The 16,420-nt window shown below is 66.4% G+C and carries 17 protein-coding genes; 2 read left to right on the top strand and 15 right to left on the bottom strand.

The genetic code is table 11. The features are described 5' to 3' along the window. Window positions 1–41: 41 nt before the first annotated feature. Window positions 42–2,093, bottom strand: coding sequence for an ATP-dependent DNA helicase (locus AAE021_RS09460; protein WP_342022095.1), 2,052 nt, complete (start codon window positions 2,091–2,093; stop codon window positions 42–44). Beyond that, entirely contained in the window at window positions 2,086–3,654 is a 1,569-nt protein-coding gene (gene hflX / locus AAE021_RS09465; protein ID WP_342022096.1) for a GTPase HflX, read from the bottom strand. The genes AAE021_RS09460 and hflX overlap by 8 nt, the downstream gene beginning before the upstream one ends. A gap of 120 nt (window positions 3,655–3,774) precedes the next feature. Between hflX and AAE021_RS09470 the strand changes: the two genes are divergently transcribed. Continuing rightward, window positions 3,775–4,395: a class I SAM-dependent methyltransferase gene (locus AAE021_RS09470; RefSeq protein ID WP_342022097.1), complete on the top strand. Its 621-nt coding sequence runs from the start codon at window positions 3,775–3,777 to the stop codon at window positions 4,393–4,395. A gap of 127 nt (window positions 4,396–4,522) precedes the next feature. Here the strand turns inward: AAE021_RS09470 and dapF are convergent, their stop codons facing one another. The 10 genes from dapF to AAE021_RS09520 all read right to left on the bottom strand — a co-directional run bounded on the left by dapF (window position 4,523) and on the right by AAE021_RS09520 (window position 13,937). Further along, window positions 4,523–5,464 (bottom strand): diaminopimelate epimerase, encoded by a 942-nt coding sequence (dapF, locus tag AAE021_RS09475; RefSeq protein WP_342025361.1) that lies wholly within the window; start codon window positions 5,462–5,464, stop codon window positions 4,523–4,525. A gap of 20 nt (window positions 5,465–5,484) precedes the next feature. After that, window positions 5,485–6,330, bottom strand: a complete 846-nt coding sequence (gene miaA, locus AAE021_RS09480; RefSeq protein WP_342025362.1) for a tRNA (adenosine(37)-N6)-dimethylallyltransferase MiaA — start codon at window positions 6,328–6,330, stop codon at window positions 5,485–5,487. Between the two features lie 120 nt (window positions 6,331–6,450). Next, window positions 6,451–7,890: a tRNA (N6-isopentenyl adenosine(37)-C2)-methylthiotransferase MiaB gene (miaB, locus tag AAE021_RS09485; RefSeq protein ID WP_342025363.1), complete on the bottom strand. Its 1,440-nt coding sequence runs from the start codon at window positions 7,888–7,890 to the stop codon at window positions 6,451–6,453. A gap of 144 nt (window positions 7,891–8,034) precedes the next feature. After that, a complete protein-coding gene (locus AAE021_RS09490) occupies window positions 8,035–9,018 on the bottom strand; it encodes a permease prefix domain 1-containing protein (RefSeq protein WP_342022098.1) in 984 nt (327 codons plus the stop codon). Further along, window positions 9,015–9,353 carry a PadR family transcriptional regulator gene (locus AAE021_RS09495; protein ID WP_342022099.1) on the bottom strand — a complete coding sequence of 113 codons (339 nt, stop codon included), beginning with the start codon at window positions 9,351–9,353 and terminating at the stop codon, window positions 9,015–9,017. Before AAE021_RS09495 ends, AAE021_RS09490 begins: the two co-directional genes overlap by 4 nt. A 183-nt stretch (window positions 9,354–9,536) precedes the next feature. Beyond that, complete coding sequence (locus AAE021_RS09500) at window positions 9,537–10,391, bottom strand: hypothetical protein (RefSeq protein ID WP_342022100.1); 855 nt, start codon at window positions 10,389–10,391, stop codon at window positions 9,537–9,539. Between the two features lie 99 nt (window positions 10,392–10,490). Next, window positions 10,491–11,813: a lytic transglycosylase domain-containing protein gene (locus AAE021_RS09505; RefSeq protein WP_342022101.1), complete on the bottom strand. Its 1,323-nt coding sequence runs from the start codon at window positions 11,811–11,813 to the stop codon at window positions 10,491–10,493. 34 nt (window positions 11,814–11,847) lie between these two features. After that, the gene (locus tag AAE021_RS09510; RefSeq protein WP_342022102.1) at window positions 11,848–12,435 is read right to left on the bottom strand and encodes a regulatory protein RecX; all 588 of its coding nucleotides are present in this window, start codon (window positions 12,433–12,435) and stop codon (window positions 11,848–11,850) included. Between the two features lie 5 nt (window positions 12,436–12,440). Then, complete coding sequence (recA, locus tag AAE021_RS09515; protein ID WP_342022103.1) at window positions 12,441–13,493, bottom strand: recombinase RecA; 1,053 nt, start codon at window positions 13,491–13,493, stop codon at window positions 12,441–12,443. Window positions 13,494–13,715: 222 nt separating this feature from the next. Continuing rightward, window positions 13,716–13,937, bottom strand: a complete 222-nt coding sequence (locus AAE021_RS09520; protein ID WP_342022104.1) for a DUF3046 domain-containing protein — start codon at window positions 13,935–13,937, stop codon at window positions 13,716–13,718. 99 nt (window positions 13,938–14,036) lie between these two features. Between AAE021_RS09520 and AAE021_RS09525 the strand changes: the two genes are divergently transcribed. Continuing rightward, complete coding sequence (locus AAE021_RS09525; RefSeq protein WP_342022105.1) at window positions 14,037–14,507, top strand: MarR family winged helix-turn-helix transcriptional regulator; 471 nt, start codon at window positions 14,037–14,039, stop codon at window positions 14,505–14,507. Window positions 14,508–14,744: 237 nt separating this feature from the next. Here the strand turns inward: AAE021_RS09525 and AAE021_RS09530 are convergent, their stop codons facing one another. From AAE021_RS09530 to pgsA, 3 genes are all read right to left on the bottom strand, one after another. Then, the gene (locus tag AAE021_RS09530) at window positions 14,745–15,170 is read right to left on the bottom strand and encodes a helix-turn-helix transcriptional regulator (protein WP_342022106.1); all 426 of its coding nucleotides are present in this window, start codon (window positions 15,168–15,170) and stop codon (window positions 14,745–14,747) included. 151 nt (window positions 15,171–15,321) lie between these two features. After that, window positions 15,322–15,810 carry a CinA family protein gene (locus AAE021_RS09535; protein WP_425362381.1) on the bottom strand — a complete coding sequence of 163 codons (489 nt, stop codon included), beginning with the start codon at window positions 15,808–15,810 and terminating at the stop codon, window positions 15,322–15,324. After that, window positions 15,807–16,409 carry a CDP-diacylglycerol--glycerol-3-phosphate 3-phosphatidyltransferase gene (gene pgsA / locus AAE021_RS09540; protein ID WP_342022107.1) on the bottom strand — a complete coding sequence of 201 codons (603 nt, stop codon included), beginning with the start codon at window positions 16,407–16,409 and terminating at the stop codon, window positions 15,807–15,809. The genes AAE021_RS09535 and pgsA overlap by 4 nt, the downstream gene beginning before the upstream one ends. Between the last annotated feature and the right edge of the window lie 11 nt (window positions 16,410–16,420).

Consider the following 16,420-nt stretch of genomic DNA (forward strand, 5'->3'; position numbering starts at 1 on the left):
GCCCGGATTGTTTCCGGGCGCCTTTTTGGTGTCTTTCCGTCCTACTTCCGGGCTCCGGAAGCTTTCTCCTCCGCTTCGGACTGCTCGGCCAGGCGGCCCAGGACCGAAAGGACCACTGAACGGTCCGTCGTGGACCAGAACGGCGGCAGTGCGGCCCGCAGGAAGCCGCCGTAGCGTGCGGTGGCCATCCGGGAGTCCAGGATCGCCACCACGCCACGGTCGCCGGCTGCGCGGATCAAGCGCCCAGCCCCCTGGGCCAGCCGGACGGCGGCGTGGGTCGCGGCGACCGACATGAACCCGTTGCCCCCGGCTTTGGCCACCGCGCGGGTCCTGGCGGTCATCAGCGGATCATCGGGCCGCGGAAACGGGATCCGGTCGATCAGGACCAGCCGGCAGGCGGCGCCGGGAACGTCAACACCCTGCCACAGGGACATGGTGCCGAACAGGCAGGTGTCCGGTTCCTCGGAAAACTGCTTCACGAGCGATGACATCGAAGACTCGCCCTGGCACAGGATCGGAAAATCCACCCGGGTCCGCATGGCATCGGCCGCGTCTTCTGCTGCCCGGCGCGAGGAGAACAGCCCGAGCGCTCCCCCGTTGGAGGCGTTCAGGAGCGCCTCGATTTCGTCCAGCTGCGCCGGGGAGGTGCCACGTTCCGGTTTGGGCAGGTCCTTCGCCACGTACAGCACACCCTGCCGCGGATAGTCGAAGGGGCTGCCGACGTCGGTTCCCGTCCAGGACGGCGCGCCGGGGCCCAGCAGGCCCAGCGCGCCGGCAACCGGCCCGAATTCGGAACCGATGGCAAGGGTCGCCGACGTCAGCACCACGGTGTGACCGTCAAACAGACCCTCGCGCAGCCTGCCGGCCACGGACAGCGGTGCGACGCTGAGGGTGGCGGGTGCGGTCTCGTCCGGCGGCGAATAACCGCCCGACGGCGAGAAGGAGCTGGGCCGTGAAGCCCAGATCACCTCGCCGGCCGACGGGGCGGAGACCAGCCGCTCGCAGATTTCCAGCACGGCCATGAGCCGTGAGCGTGCGGTTTGGCGCCCGCCGTCGGCGGACTCTCCGGGCTCGGGCTTGGAATCGGACAGGGCCACCCGGCAGGCCTCGCGGACGCGGCCCACCGCCTGTTCCTGTTCTTCGTTCAGTCCGCTGGCCAGCAGCCCGGACGGTATGCCTTCCAGGGACTTGTCGAAGGCCCTCCCGGCCTGTGCCAGTTCCTCGACGCTGGCCGAGGTGTGCTTTCGTGCCGCAGTAACGGCGGCGGAAATCACCGTTCCGGAGAGCTGGCCGGTGACGGCGCCGGTGACGCGGTCCTGCAGCTCGTGGGCCTCGTCAATGACCACCACGTCATAGTCCGGCAGCACGGCCAGGCCCTCGAACGCGGCGATGGCCAGCATCGCGTGGTTGGTGATAACGACGTCGGCTACGGCAGCCTGGGCACGTGCCCGTTCGCTGAAGCACTCAGCGGCCACCGGACATTTCTGCGCCCCCAGGCACTCCATGGAGGTCACGGAGACCTGGCGCCATGCTTTGTCGCTGACTCCCGGCACGAGGTCATCGCGGTCGCCGGTGTCGGTCTCCTCAGCCCAGTCGCGCAGGCGCACCACTTCCCGCCCCATGGCTGAGGTGGGGGCCGGTGCGGGGTGGCCCACGGCCCGGTCCTCGCCCAGTGTGAACAGGGCACCGGCGGGATCCTCCTCTTCAGGAAATCCCCCGCCGGTCTTGTGCAGGCACACGTAGTTGCTGCGGCCCTTGAGCAGCGCAACATCAACCTCGCGCGGCAGCTTGGGCTTAAGCGTCTTGAGCAGTCGCGGCAGATCCCGGCCCACGATTTGGGACTGCAGGGCCAGTGTGGCGGTGGAGACCAGAGTTGGCTTGGTGCTGTCCAGTGCGTGATGGATTAACGGCACCAGGTATGCCAGTGACTTTCCGGTGCCGGTGCCCGCCTGCACCAGCAGGTGCTGGCCCTCGTCGATGGCCTGCGTGACCTGGCGGGCCATTTCATGCTGGCCCGGGCGGTTTTGGCCGCCCATGCCAGCTACGGCGGTGTCCAGCAGATCCAGGACTTCGCCGGTGGTGTCTTTACTCATGGGTGACGAAGGGCTCCAGTTCAGCTGCCAGGCCCTCACGGACCATCACGTGCAGCCGGGTTCCTGCCTCGGCGTGTTCCACGGAAAGGATTTCCGTGTCCGAGCTGTGCAGCCGGGAGACAATGTCACCGCGGTCGTACGGCACCAGCAGGTGCAGGTCAACGCCGGGCCGGGGAATGCCTTCGGAGATGGCCTGCAGCAGCTCGTCGATGCCCTGGCCGGTCCGGGCGGACACCACAACGTGGCGCCGCTCCTTCTGGCGCAGCCGTTCCAGGACAAACGGATCAGCAGCGTCTGCCTTGTTCAGGACGATGATCTCCGGGATTTCGCGGGCGTCCACATCCGTCAGGACGGTACGGACGGCAGCGATCTGGCCCTCGGGATCCGGATGCGAGGCGTCCACCACGTGCAGGATCAAATCCGCGTCGGCGACTTCCTCCAGCGTTGACCGGAAGGCCTCCACCAGCTGGGTGGGAAGCGACCGGACAAAACCGACGGTGTCCGCCAGCGTGTAGCCGATGCCGTCTTCGGTCTGGGCTTTGCGGATGGTGGGGTCCAGGGTGGCGAACAGTGCGTTCTCCACCAGGACGCCGGCGTCCGTCAACCGGTTCAGCAGCGAGGACTTGCCGGCATTGGTGTAGCCGGCAATGGCCACCGAGGGCACTTCATTGCGGTGCCGGTTGGCGCGCTTCGTTTCCCGGGCGGGCTTCATTCCCGCGATTTCACGGCGCAGCTTTGCCATCCGGGTGCGGATTTTCCGGCGGTCCAGTTCGATCTTGGTTTCACCGGGGCCGCGCGAGCCCATGCCGGCGCTGGCGCTGCCGACCTGGCCGCCGGCCTGGCGGGACATGGATTCACCCCAGCCGCGCAGGCGCGGAAGCAGGTATTCGAGCTGTGCCAGCTCCACCTGGGCCTTGCCCTCGCGGGACTTGGCGTGCTGGGCAAAGATGTCCAGGATCAGGGCGGTCCGGTCGATGACCTTGACCTTGACGATGTCTTCGAGGCCGCGGCGCTGCGACGGCGCCAGTTCGCTGTCCACAATCACCGTGTCGGCGCCGGTGGCCATCACGATGTCTTTGAGTTCCTGGGCCTTGCCCGAACCCAGGAAGGTTCCCGGGTCCGGCTTCAGGCGCCGCTGGATGATGCCGTCGAGCACCTCCGAGCCCGCCGTTTCGGCCAGGGCAGCGAGTTCCTGCAGGGAGTTCTCGGCGTCGGCCGCCGTTCCTTCGCTCCACAGGCCCGCCAGCACCACGCGCTCCAGGCGCAGCTGCCGGTATTCAACCTCGGTCACGTCTTCGAGTTCGGTCGAGAGACCGGCTACGCGCCGCAGTGCGTGCCGGTCGGCCAGGTCTTCCTGGTCGCCGTCGTGCGATGAGTGCCCGACGTCGTCCGACAGGGCCTGCGCCCTGCCCCGCGGGGCGTTGCCGCTGGGCGCTTTGGCCTCCGCGGCGCTCTCCTTGGCGAGGATCCTGTCAATGACCCCCTGGATGTCCTCCGGGCTCAGCTCCGTGTTGGGCTGGGCGGAACCGGACGTGCCAGGACGGGAATTGTTGATCGTCATATTCTCCTTATAAGCCGTGTTCTCCATGGTAAGTCAGTGCACGGACATTTGGGGGCGCGATCTTCCCGCCGTTCCATCCGGTTTCTGCCGCCTGCCACAGACCCACTATTCTGGTTTGTTATGGGTTCAGACCATTACTTCAGTTCACAGCCCTCGGGCCCCGAGGTCCGCCGGCCGCTTCGAGTCACTCTCGACGGCCAGGAGCGCGCCCTCGTCACCTCCGGCGGGATTTTCAGTCCCGACGCCATCGACAAGGGAACCGTGGTCCTGCTGGACGAGGTTCCCGCTCCGTCCCCCGCCGGCAACCTGCTCGACGTCGGCTGCGGCTGGGGTCCGGTCGCCCTGACCATGGCGCTCAAGTCCCCGGACGCCCGGGTGTATGCCGTGGATGTCAACGAGCGGAGCCTGGGCCTCACCCGTGACAATGCCGCCGCCCTGGGCCTGGATAACGTCATCACGTCCCGGCCCGAAGAGGTGGATCCCGAGCTGCGCTTTGACACCATCTGGTCCAACCCGCCCATCCGCATCGGCAAGGACGAACTGCATGCCCTGCTGCTGCTGTGGCTGCCGCGGCTGGCTCCCGAAGGAACCGCGTGGCTGGTGGTACAGAAAAACCTGGGGGCCGACTCGCTGCAGAAGTGGATGGCCGAGCAGCTGGGCGGCGGCTTCTCCGTGTCCCGCCACAGCACTTCAAAGTCCTTCCGGATCCTCAAGGTGGAGCGCAAACCCGGCGACAGCTAGCCCGCTGGAACTTTCAGCAACTTCTTTCCATGCTTGATCCAACCGCCTTCCCGGGCTGATTATTCCGCGCCGGGAAGGCGGTCTTTTTGATCCGGCCCGGACCTCCGGCCGTGTGCGGTGCTGAAGCCTAGAGCAGCGTGCCGCGCGCCACGAGGGCTGCCGGCCCGCTGAGTTCCACGTGTTCGCGGCCGTCCTCGGCGGTGAGGAAACGGACGCCGAGGACACCTCCGGGCACCGTGACCGCCCATTCGTTCGGTGCATCGCGGCCGGCCCAGAACCGGGTTGCGACGGCGGCGGCGCAGGCGCCTGTGCCGCAGGAAAGGGTCTCCCCCACCCCCCGTTCGTGCACGCGCATTGTCAGCAGGCCCACTCCGTCCACGACCAGCGGATCGGCGGGCACCACGAACTCCACGTTGGTGCCGTTTTCCGGTTCGGGCTGCACGGAGGGCGCGGTGAAGAGATTCGTGGCCGCAAGTTCGGACAGTTCCGCCAGGGCAACCACCGTGTGCGGGTTGCCCATGCTGACGGACAGGCCGGGGCGTGGAACCTCCAGCCCGTCGGCGTTGACCACGGCGTCCATGGCCTTCGCTGCGGCGTGGTCGGGGTGGATGAATTCCCACGGCCCCATGTCCACGGCGTAACCCTTGTCCGCGACGGTCACGGTCTTGATCCCGGCGCGCGTGCCGATGATCAGGGTTTCGCCTTCCTCAAGCCGGGCCAGGCCCTCGGCGAGCAGGAAGTGGACAAATACCCGGACACCGTTGCCGCACATCTCCGAAAGACTGCCGTCCGAGTTGTAGTAGTCCATGAACCACTCGGCGCCGGGTTCGCTCTGCAGCAGGGCGCGGCCCTCGGGCAGGCGTTCGGACCGCACGGCGCGGATGAGGCCGTCGGCGCCGATGCCGCGGTGCCGGTCGCACAGGGCGGCAACTTCAGCCGCGGTGACCACGCGCTCCCCGTCGGGATCGGCAATCAGCACGAAGTCATTGCCGGTGCCGTGGCCTTTCGCGAAGGCAAGGCCGGCCAGGGACGCGGGCAGCCCGGAGGCGGAGAACCCGGAATCGGACAGGGGGTCGGAGAGTGTTGTGTTCACTGTTCAAGGATAGCGGCGGCGGCGCGGGCGGTCAGTTCCGGGTCATCCCAGTCAAGCCACGTGATCCGCGGGTCCGCCCGGAACCAAGTCAGCTGCCGCCGGGCAAACTGCCGGGTGGCCACCACTGTCTGCTCCACGGCTTCCGGGACGGTGGACTCGCCGTCGAGCACCCGCAGGAACTGTGCGTAGCCCAGGGCGCGTCCGGCCGTGCGCCCCTCGCGCAGGCCGCGTCCGGCAAGCTCCTGGACTTCGGCCAGCAGGCCCTGGTCCACCATTTTTTCCACCCGCGCCGCCAGCCTCTCGTGCAGCAGGGTGCGCTCCACGCGCAGGCCGAGCTGGATGGCGGGCTGGAAGTACTCGCGGGTGGGCATGAAGGAGCTGAACGGGCGCCCGGTCAGCCGGTGGACTTCCAGTGCCCGCACCACGCGGCGTCCGTCGCCGAGCCGGTCCGCTGACACCGGATCCACCTCGCGCAGCCGCAGGCGCAGTGTCTCCAGGCCCGCCGTTTCGAGGTCACGTTCAAGCTCGGCCCGCAGGACCGGATCCGTTCCGGGGAATTCCAGGACGTCCAGGGCTGCCCGGACGTACAGTCCCGATCCGCCCACGAGGATGGGGTACCGCCCGCGCGACTGGATATCGGCGATCAGTTCGCGCGCCTGTTCCTGGAACCGGGAAACGCTGGCCTCCTCGGTGACATCCATGATGTCCAGCAGGTAGTGCGGAACGCCGCGGCGCTCCGCATCGCTGATCTTGGCCGTGCCGATGTCCATCCCGCGGTAGAACTGCATGGCGTCGGCGTTGATCACCTCGCCGCCCAGTTCCAGGGCCAGTGCCACGCCCAGATCGGATTTGCCGGAGCCGGTGGGACCGACGACGGCGACTACGGGGCGGGCTGCGGGGACGTCATGGACCGAACCGCCGCCGGGCGCGGAGCTGCCGGGAAGAACGGGAGTCACCGCGGGTCAGGCGCGCGGCGGCAGCGTCGGCATGCCCAGCGACACGCCGGGTTTTCCGCCGGCCGGGGCGGGCGCGGGGACGCCGCACGAGTCGGCCTGGGAACGGTCCCAGGCGTCGCCGGCGCGTGAGCGGCGCAAGCTGTAGTCAGCGGCCGTCGCCGGGTCCGAGACCAGGTGGAACGCGGCCGCGGAGGTCACCGGCACGGTAACCAGATCGCCGGGGCGCGGGACCGGGCAGCCATCGGGAACGGAGAAGTGCACCAGGCGCTGGTCCCTGGCGCGTCCGGACAGCCGCCCGGTTTCCTCAGATTTGCGGCCTGATCCGGCGGTGACCATTACTTCCACCGTGGTGCCCACCTGCTTGGCGTTCTCCTCGGCGGCGATGCGGTCCTGGAGTGCGGTCAGCCGTTCGAAGCGTTCCTGGACCACTTCCTTGGGCAGCTGGTCCGGCAGGTCGGCAGCCGGAGTGCCCGGACGCTTGGAGTACTGGAAGGTGAAGGCGGTGGCGAAGCGGGACTTCTCCACGACGTCGAGCGTTGCGGCGAAGTCCTCCTCGGTTTCCCCGGGGAAGCCGACAATGATGTCGGTGGAAATGGCAGCCTGCGGCATGGCCTCCCGCACGCTGTCCAGAATGCCCAGGAACTTCTTGGAGCGGTAGGAGCGGCGCATGTCCCTGAGGACCTTGTCCGAGCCGGACTGCAGCGGCATGTGCAGCTGGGGCATGACATTGGGCGTCTCCGCCATGGCGTCGATGACGTCCTGGGTGAAGGCGGCCGGGTGCGGGCTGGTGAACCGGACCCGCTCCAGGCCCTCAATGTCCCCGCACGCACGCAGCAGCTTGGCGAACGCGCCGCGGTCGCCGAATTCCACCCCGTAGGAGTTCACGTTCTGTCCCAGCAGCGTGACCTCGATGGCGCCGTCGTCCACCAGCGCCTGGATTTCGGCCAGGATGTCACCGGGCCGGCGGTCGCGCTCCTTGCCGCGCAGGGAGGGAACGATGCAGAACGTGCAGGTGTTGTTGCACCCCACCGAGATGGAAACCCAGCCCGCGTAGACGGAGTCGCGGCGGGTGGGCAGCGTGGAGGGGAACACGTCCAGGGATTCCAGGATTTCCAGCTGCGCCTCGTCGTTGTGGCGCGCCCGCTCCAGCAGCGCCGGCAGCGAGCCGATGTTGTGGGTGCCGAAGACAGCGTCCACCCAGGGAGCCTTGCGCTGGATGGTGTCGCGGTCCTTCTGGGCCAGGCAGCCGCCCACGGCAATCTGCATGCCGGGCCGCGTTTCCTTCACGTGGGCCAGCATGCCCAGGTTGCCGTACAGCTTGTTGTCAGCGTTCTCACGCACCGCGCAGGTGTTGAAGACAACGACATCGGCGGCGTCGCCGTCGGCCGGCACGTAACCCGCGTTTTCCAGCAGGCCGGAGATCCGCTCGGAATCATGGACGTTCATCTGGCAGCCAAAGGTCCGGACCTGGTAGGTGCGCGGGTGCTGCAGGTGCTCAGCGGGGGCAGGGGTGGATACAGTCAAACTCACATTAACAGGGTACCTGCCGCGGGGCGGGGCCGGTGGTCCTCCGGCGTCCGCCCCGCTCCCCTAGCGGGACGATGGCTGCAGTGCAGCAGCCGGCCGGGCGGATCTCCAGGCCTTGCGGAATCCGTCGGCGATGTCCCACAGGCTGATGATCAGCACCGCAGCCGCGGTTGCCCCTCCGATCCACGCTGCGGTGTCCGTGCCCCATCCGACGTTGGACAGGAACGACCAGTCAAAAACCCGGCCGTTGGCCAGCAGCCACAAAACCGGCACCATGAACAACAGGGCCAGCGCCGCGTTCACGGCGGCAAGGGCATAGGTCCAGCGTCCGGCCACATAGAGGACGACGGCGAACACTGCTTCCAAGGCCAGCAGCACAATGATGTACGGCAGCCAGAAATCCCACAGCTGTTCCTGCAGGACCAGCACCGGCTCGCCCTCCAGGTAGAGCAGGGAGCCCACCCGCTGCCACAGCAGGAGGCCGATAAAGAAGGCAAGAACAATTACTGAAGCGATGGTGTCGCTCAGTGAGATCCCGCTGCTTCGGTGGATCTGCGGCAGCATCTCCGGCCTCCACTGCTGCAGTCCGGGGTGTCTGCGGCGGGCGCCCGTGCGCTCCAGGATCGCGAACACGAGCGTCACCCAGAAGGTGACGTGCACCAGTGATCCGAGGGAACCGCTGATCGCGGCGGCGAAGGCGGCAACCGGGTTGGCCGGGTCGGCAGCCATTTGGACAAGGATGGTGGCCACGAACGCCAGCGGGACAACGATCAGGAGCAGGATTTTGAGCACCCGCCACCAGTCCAGGTAGAGATCGGGGCCGATCAGGTACAGCGGGCGGTCGGCGTAGCCCGCGGCCAGCCGCTGCGGATCTCCGAACTCCGTCAGCACTGCGTTTTCGGCGTCGGCGGGGGCTTGGCCGGCCTCAATCCGGGCGTCCACGGCGTCGCTGATGGAGGCGCGCAGCTCCCTGTCGATGTCTCCGCGCTGCTGCTCGGGAAGGGATTTCAGGGCGGCGGCAACGTAGCGGTCAGTGAGCGTGTTCATGAACCTGTTCCTTCGTTGAGCTGGCGGATGGAGGTATGGAGGCCGTCCCAGTCACGGAGCAGAAGGGACAGCAGTTCCGTGCCATGCCGGCTGGTGGTGTAGAACTTCCGCGGGCGCGCCTCCTCGGTGTTCCAGGAGCTGGTCAGCAGGCCCTGTTTTTCCAAACGGCGCAGGAGCGGATAAAGGGTGTTGGCTTCGACGGCGAACCCGGCCCGGTTCAGGGCCTCCAGGAGTCCGTAGCCGTAGCCCGGGTGTTTGAGGATGGACAGGCAGGCCAGCACCACGGTTCCGCGGCGCAGTTCCTGCAGATGTCCACCCAACAGCTCTTCGTCCATGCGTAACACTATGGTGTGTCTCACACACTAATGCAATAGACAAAGTCAGACAGTCCATTAACGCATCGCAGGGTGGAGGCCAGCCGGATGGTTCCGGCTGGCCCCCACCCTGCGATGGAGGTTTAGCTGTGGGCCCAGCCCGATCGAAGATCTCGGCGGCCCCTGATTTCTCTGCCCGGTGGTTTAGTACCAGTTATTGGCGTAGTGGAAATTGAGTGCACCGCAGGGGCTCCCGTAGCGGGATTCGATGTAGCCCAGGCCCCAGTTGATCTGAGTCTTGTAGCTGGTCAGATAGTCCGGGCCGGAGGATGCCATTTTCTCGGCCGGAAGGGACTGCACAATTCCGTAGGCGCCGCTGCTGGCATTCGTGGCGCTGGTCATCCAGTTGGACTCCTTCTCCCACAGCGTGTTCAGGCACGTCATTTCCGAAGCGGCCCAGCCATGGCCGGCAAGGGCGGATGCGGCGTAGGCCTTGGCTCCGGCGGGATCATCCACGGGCACCGAGGCAGCGGCAGCCTCGGCGGCGGCAGCTTCCTCAGCGGCACGCGCAGCTTCAGCCGCGTCTGCTGCAGCACGTGCCGCAGCTTCCTGCTCGGCTGCCATTCGCGCCTGCTCTTCAGCGGCTTTGGCTTTCGCGGCTTCTTCCGCGGTTCGTGCTTCTTCAGCCGATGCCGCCTCAGCGGCCCGGGCTTCTTCAGCCATCCGCTGTTCATCCACCGCGCGGCTCTCCTCGGAGGCCTTGGCCTCTGCGGCCTCGTCCGGACCGGTTGTGCTTTCCGGAGCGGCCGTCTCAGTCACGGCGGGGGCAGAGGTGTCCCCGGAGTTACCGTCGGATTGTGCGCCGGATATGGGTGATGTCAGGCTTACGAGGCCAGCGCGCAGCTGGTCGTTCTGCACTGAGGCTCCGGCAACGCCGAAGAAGGCCAGAGCTCCGGCAACAGCCACGGCCCCGACGCGGAGCTTGCGGGTACGGCGGAAGCGCCGTCGTTCCTGGGTAATTTCGCGTCGCCCGGGGGCGTTCTTGTGGGAGGAAGTCATAGGACCGAGACCCTACCGGCTCATTCTTGACCCCAGTCTCAGCTTCATAACGATCTGGTTGACAGTCGTGTCGTGCCGGGCTTTAATGCCCCGCCACTGCTAGTACCAGTTCTTATCTTCGGAGTGTTGCCACGCAGCGCAGGGGCTTCCGTAACGCGCCGCAATGTACCCCAGCCCCCACTCAATCTGCGTCCGGTAGTTGGTCCGCCAATCGGCGCCGGCCGTGGCCATCTTGTCTCCGGGAAGGGACTGCGGGATGCCATAGGCGCCGCTGTAGGGGTTGTGGGCACTGGTCCGCCAGCCCGACTCGCGCTGCCACAGATTGACCAGGCAGCGGTGCTGTTCCGGCCCCCACCCAAAGGCCGCCAACCGGCCGGCCGCATAAGCCTGCGCAGCGGCTGGATCATCAACCGGACCGGGGGCCGGCGGCGCCGGGGGCTTGGGGGCGGCCGGGGGTGAAGGCTTTGGGGCGGGTGGTGCGGGAGGGGCTGGAGGGACCACAGGTGCCGGTTTGGGCTGTGGGACTTCAGGAGCCGGTGTGGGAATAATCACCGGCGGGGGCGTCAAACTGGGGCGGTCCCCGGCATCCTGCTCCTTCTGCCGGTCCGCTTCCCTGGCGGCCTCCTCAGCCTCCCGCGCTTCCTGCTGTGCGCGGTAGTCAGCCTCAGCCTGAAGCCCCCGCAGCCTTTCCTCCTCCAACTGGACGCTGCTGCCACGGAGGAGGGCCAGCTGGGCCAAAAGGACCGCACTGTGTTCCTGCTGTTCCCGGACCGCGGCGTCAGCGGCGGCTGCAGCTGACTCGGCGTCACGGGCCAGCTGCAGCGATCTGGCCGCGGCTTCCTCCCGCACTTCCGCCGCCGCAGCCTCCCTGTCCTCAAGGCTGCGCAGCACGTTTGCTGCCGCCGAGGCTTCATTTTGAAGGTTGCCCGTGCGTCCGCTGAGACCTTGAAGCGTGGTGAGCCGGTCCATGGCACCGACTGCCGCATCGGCGTCCAGGAGCATCAGAAGGCTGGAATCCAATCCGCCGGTCTTGTAGGTCTGGGCGGCCAGCGCGCCCATCTGTTCCGACAGCTCCGCGGCGGCCTCCGCCGCTTCGGCCCGCTGAACTGCCAGGAAATCGAGGGCACGCCGGGCGGATTCCGCTTCTGCCGCAGCCCGTTCGTGTTCCGCCGACGCCGCGACCGCAGTGTTTCCCAGCCGGCCGGCGTCGGCGGACAGTTCGCCCAGGAGCACCTCGATTTCGGCGGCCTGCCCTTCCTTGGCGTGGACGCTTTGTTTGGCCTGCTCCACCTCTTCCCAGGAAGGAAACCCAGTGGCGGCGGCGGGCGCGGATGTGAGGACCGCGGCGGCAAGCACCCCGGTCAACACCGCGGATCCAAGGGCGAGACTTAACTTCTTCCCCGGCAGCAACTTTGTCAACATCGGGGTTCAGCCTACGGCACGCGCCGGAATAACCCTATGGTTCCGCCCAGGCGTCTTCGGGTTGTTGGTCGAGGCTGTCACCAATAACCTCGTTGACCACGCGGTAGCCCACCGAGGGCGAGTAGCCCTTGCGGGCCAGCATGGAAACCAGCCGCCGGACCTGCTTGTCCCGGGCGGAACGGTCCGTCAGGTCAACCGAGGGCTGCAGTTTCCGCTGCGCCAGGGCCCGCGCCGCCGCCAGTTCATCCTCGTCGGTGACCTGCTCGAGCGCCTCTTCGGCCAGTTCTCCCGCAATCCCCTTGTCGGCCAGTTCACGCCTCAGCGCGCCGCGGGCAAGGCCTTTGGACTGGGACCGGCTGGCCACCCACCTGTGGGCGAAGTCGGCGTCGTCCACTAACTGCACTTCTTCGAAGCGGTCCAGGACAGCCTGCACAACCTCGTCAGGAATGTCCTTTTCCGCCAGTTTCACCGCCAGCTGGCGCCGGCTCTTGGGTGAGTTGGTGAGCTGCCGAAGCACGATGTTCCGTGCTGTTGCATAGGGATCCGCCTCGCGGGTCCGTGCAGCGGCGGGTTTCCCGGACGATGCCTCCGGTCCGGAAAACCCGTCACTCTGCGTATCCATGGTGCCTAGGAGTCCTTCGGAACGGCCTTCAGCTTCGGCTCAGCCGGAGCTTCTTCCTTGGGACCGTCGATGCCGAGCTTCTCCCGGAGCCGGCGTTCCAGTTCATCCGTCAGCTCGGGGTTATCCCGCAGGAACTTGCGGGCATTTTCCTTGCCCTGGCCCAGCTGGTCACCGTCATAGGTGAACCAGGCACCGGACTTCTTGACGAAACCATGCTCCACGCCCATGTCAATCAGCCCGCCCTCGCGGGAGATGCCGGTGCCGTAGATGATGTCAAACTCGGCCTGCTTGAAGGGCGGGGCCATTTTGTTCTTGACGATCTTGGCGCGGGTCCGGTTGCCCACCGGAACCGTGCCTTCCTTGAGCGTTTCGATGCGGCGGACATCGATGCGGACGGAGGCGTAGAACTTCAACGCCTTGCCGCCCGTGGTGGTCTCCGGGCTTCCGAACATCACACCGATCTTCTCGCGAAGCTGGTTGATGAAGATGGCGGTGGTGTTGGTGTGGCTCAGGCGTCCGGCAATCTTCCGGAGCGCCTGGCTCATGAGCCGCGCCTGCAGGCCCACGTGGCTGTCGCCCATGTCGCCTTCAATTTCGGCGCGGGGTACCAGCGCTGCCACGGAGTCGATGACCACCACGTCAACGGATCCCGAACCAATCAGCATGTCCATGATTTCCAGCGCCTGCTCACCGGTGTCCGGCTGTGACACCAGCAGCGAGTCCGTGTCCACGCCCAGGCGTGCGGCGTAGATCGGATCCAGGGCGTGCTCGGCGTCGATGAAGGCCGCGATGCCGCCGTTCTTCTGCGCGTTGGCAACCACGTGCAGCGCCAGTGTGGTCTTACCCGAGGATTCGGGTCCATAGATCTCCACCACGCGGCCGCGGGGAAGCCCTCCTATGCCCAGTGCAAGGTCAAGGGCGATGGAACTGGTGGAGATGGTCTCCGCCGGAGCGCGAACCTCGTCTCCGAGCCGCATAATCGAGCCCTTGCCGTACTGCTTATCGATCTGGGCCAGCGCTGCTTCAAGAGCCTTTGCGCGGTCGACTGCTGCTGCCATTCTTCACCTCGGTTGTTGGAGTTTTACGTGGCCCGAAGGCCGGGTGTCCTGCTCACCTACGACCATATGCGGCGGCACTGACAAAACAGCGGAGCGGGCTGCCGTGGGGATATCCATGGGCGATTCGCGGTCGTTTCGCCCTTGTGTAGGAGCATATCCGCACCCGAACAGATATTCGAATTAGCGCTTCGGCGTGTCCGCGGTTCACATTATGCGAAGCACCTATTTTTTGGGTGCGATATCGCGTCCCAGGCGGCGCTCGGGCGGTACATCCTGAACGTCGCACACCGCCAGCCACACGGCCTTGGGCTCGGTTCCGCCGCTGAGCGCCTCGGCCGCCGTCTTGCCGCCGAGGGACCCCAGCACCAGATCGGATGCCAGGACCCGGGAATATGCCGGACCGAATTCATCGTCCATGAGCCGCCAGAAATCACTAAGTCGCATCGCTTAATCTTCTCACGGACGCACCGGCCGCAAAGGTGCCGTTTCCCCGGCGGCGGCGTCAACGCCGGGCCATGGAACGGAACGCCATAGAATGGACCCATGACCGAGCAGGCATCCTCCCCACCCCGGCCGCATGAAGCGGCAATCGAGACGCTGGAACACGAGCTGTCCGTGCTGTGGCGCCGTGCGCGGTCCAACTCGCACAAGGTGGCCCGCGAGGTGCACCCGGACATGGAACCGGCCGCTTACGGGCTCCTGCTGCTCCTGCAGCAGCAGGAGTCGATGCGCCTGACCGATATTGCCGCGAGCATCGGCATCGGCAAGCCATCAGTCAGCCGCCAGGTGGTCATGCTCGAGAACCTCGGGCTTGTCCAGAAGCACGCCGATCCCCGGGACGGCCGCGCGCAGACCATTTCCCTGACCCCGGCCGGAGCCCTGGCCCTTGCCCGCACCCAGGCCGCCCGCAAGGACCTCTTCCGCACGCTGCTCCAGGACTGGAAGGACGATGACCTGGTGCAGCTCGGTTCCCTGTTGATCAAACTGAATGCGTCCTACGCACGGGAACGCTGATTGCACCTTGACGGGCATTTGACCTCTCTTCTCCCCTGGCTGGACCATCCTTCGTGCAGATCACGCGCCATCGAAGTATCCCCGTGCAGATAGCGGGACCAAGAGCACTCAAAGCATCGTTTTGAGCCCCTGATCTGCACTCCCAAGACAAGAAAAAAGACCCCGCCGTGAGGCGGGGTCTTTTTCATCGTGCGGGGGGCCAGCCACCCTTGGAGCGGCGGCATAACCGATGTAGGTCTACGGTGTGCGGGCCAGATCCCGGGCCATATCCTCCGGAAATTCGCGGGCAAACTCGCGCGAGAATTCCGAGGGAACTGTGTCGGGTATGGCGATGCCTTCTGCACTCGCCACCCGGTCGCTGACCTCACGAAGCATCAGAGACAGGGGCACGTCCAGCGCGGTGCAGATCGAGGAAAGAAGTTCAGACGAGGCTTCCTTCTGACCCCGTTCGACCTCGCTGAGGTAGCCAAGCGAAACGCGTGCGCTGTGCGAGACCTCGCGCAGGGTACGACCCTGACGCTGACGGACATCGCGCAGTACGTCGCCAATTTCATGACGAAGAACAACCATTTTGCGCTCCTTTGGCTCCCGGCGTGCATCTTCCGCCAACCCTACATCCCGCCAGCGAATAACGCCGTTCACGGATACGGGTTGCTTAACCATCTGTATCGTCCTGCTCCTTATGTGGTCCGGCTGCGGCTTCACCGCAGCTATCTAAAGATCGTAGTTCGGAAACCTTGGCGGTTCCTGATACTAACAACTGAGCGTTGCCGGGTTTTGTTCCCGGCGCCTCCCGTGCTCTCCCGATGCCCGGTTAGGGGCGGTCCGCAAGGACCCGGGCCAGCAGTATCAGTGCTTCGTCGCAGGCCTGCCCGCGGATGGCTGCCCGGTCCCCCGAAAACGAAAATTCCCGAACCAGGGTGTGGTCCGGGGCCGCCACGGCGATAAAGACGCAGCCCACAGGCTTGCCGTCGTGGGGTTCGGGGCCGGCCGCGCCCGTGGTCGCAACCCCGATATCCGCTCCCAGCACCCGCCGCGCTCCGGCGGCCATCTGCCGTGCCACCTCGGCGTCGACCGATCCCGCAGTAGCCAGCAGACCGCCGTCGACCCCTAAGACATTTTTCTTCACAATGTTGGCGTATGCAATCACGCCGCCCAGCAACACCGCGGAAGCGCCGGGAACCGCACCAAGCCCGGCAGCCACGAGCCCGGCCGTCAGCGACTCCGCGGTTGCCAGCGTCATTCCGGCGGCGGCTGCTGCGGACACCACGGCCGGTGCATCGGCGGTGCCGGACAGACTCACCGGTTGCCCGGGTTCTGCAGGGCCCGCCGGCGCAGCTTGACCGCCTGGATGATGTAGTCCACCCCGGTCACCACCGTGATGACGAGGGCGGCGGCCATGACGACGGCCCCGATCCACCACGCCCAGGCGCCCAGCCAGGTGGTCAGCGGCAGGAGCAGAAGGAAGATGGCCAGGGTTTGGACGACGGTCTTGAGCTTGCCGCCGCGCGATGCCGCCATCACGCCGTAGCGGATCACGACGAACCGGAGCACGGTAATGCCGATTTCGCGGACCAGGATCACGATGGTCACCCACCACCACAGCTCACCCAGCGCGGAGAGCATCACCAAGGCCGAACCGATCAACAGCTTGTCCGCAATCGGATCGGCGATCTTGCCGAAGTCGGTGATGAGGCCGCGGCTGCGGGCCAGGTCGCCGTCGAGCTTGTCCGTGTAAATGGCCACCGCGAAGGTTGCCACCGCAAGCCAGCGGTACAGTCCGTCCCGCCCGTCATCGGACAGGAGCAGCCAGATAAACAGGGGAACCATCAGGATCCTGATGACCGTCAGCACGTTGGCGATGTTCAGGACGGGGACATTCCCGGAAGTAGAGTTGCTCACTGTTCCAGCCT

The sequence above is a fragment of the Arthrobacter citreus genome, from assembly GCF_038405225.1.
In the GTDB taxonomy this organism is placed as follows: domain Bacteria; phylum Actinomycetota; class Actinomycetes; order Actinomycetales; family Micrococcaceae; genus Arthrobacter_B; species Arthrobacter_B citreus_A.

Coding starts and splice junctions, on each gene's coding strand:
- AAE021_RS09505 (WP_342022101.1), bottom strand. CDS start 11,813: ATGTTGACAAAGTTGCTGCCGGGGAAGAAGTTAAGTCTCGCCCTTGGA.
- hflX (WP_342022096.1), bottom strand. CDS start 3,654: ATGACGATCAACAATTCCCGTCCTGGCACGTCCGGTTCCGCCCAGCCC.
- AAE021_RS09525 (WP_342022105.1), top strand. CDS start 14,037: ATGACCGAGCAGGCATCCTCCCCACCCCGGCCGCATGAAGCGGCAATC.
- AAE021_RS09500 (WP_342022100.1), bottom strand. CDS start 10,391: ATGACTTCCTCCCACAAGAACGCCCCCGGGCGACGCGAAATTACCCAG.
- AAE021_RS09495 (WP_342022099.1), bottom strand. CDS start 9,353: ATGGACGAAGAGCTGTTGGGTGGACATCTGCAGGAACTGCGCCGCGGA.
- AAE021_RS09470 (WP_342022097.1), top strand. CDS start 3,775: ATGGGTTCAGACCATTACTTCAGTTCACAGCCCTCGGGCCCCGAGGTC.
- AAE021_RS09530 (WP_342022106.1), bottom strand. CDS start 15,170: ATGGTTAAGCAACCCGTATCCGTGAACGGCGTTATTCGCTGGCGGGAT.
- recA (WP_342022103.1), bottom strand. CDS start 13,493: ATGGCAGCAGCAGTCGACCGCGCAAAGGCTCTTGAAGCAGCGCTGGCC.
- AAE021_RS09460 (WP_342022095.1), bottom strand. CDS start 2,093: ATGAGTAAAGACACCACCGGCGAAGTCCTGGATCTGCTGGACACCGCC.
- AAE021_RS09520 (WP_342022104.1), bottom strand. CDS start 13,937: ATGCGACTTAGTGATTTCTGGCGGCTCATGGACGATGAATTCGGTCCG.
- AAE021_RS09490 (WP_342022098.1), bottom strand. CDS start 9,018: ATGAACACGCTCACTGACCGCTACGTTGCCGCCGCCCTGAAATCCCTT.
- AAE021_RS09510 (WP_342022102.1), bottom strand. CDS start 12,435: ATGGATACGCAGAGTGACGGGTTTTCCGGACCGGAGGCATCGTCCGGG.
- miaB (WP_342025363.1), bottom strand. CDS start 7,890: ATGAACGTCCATGATTCCGAGCGGATCTCCGGCCTGCTGGAAAACGCG.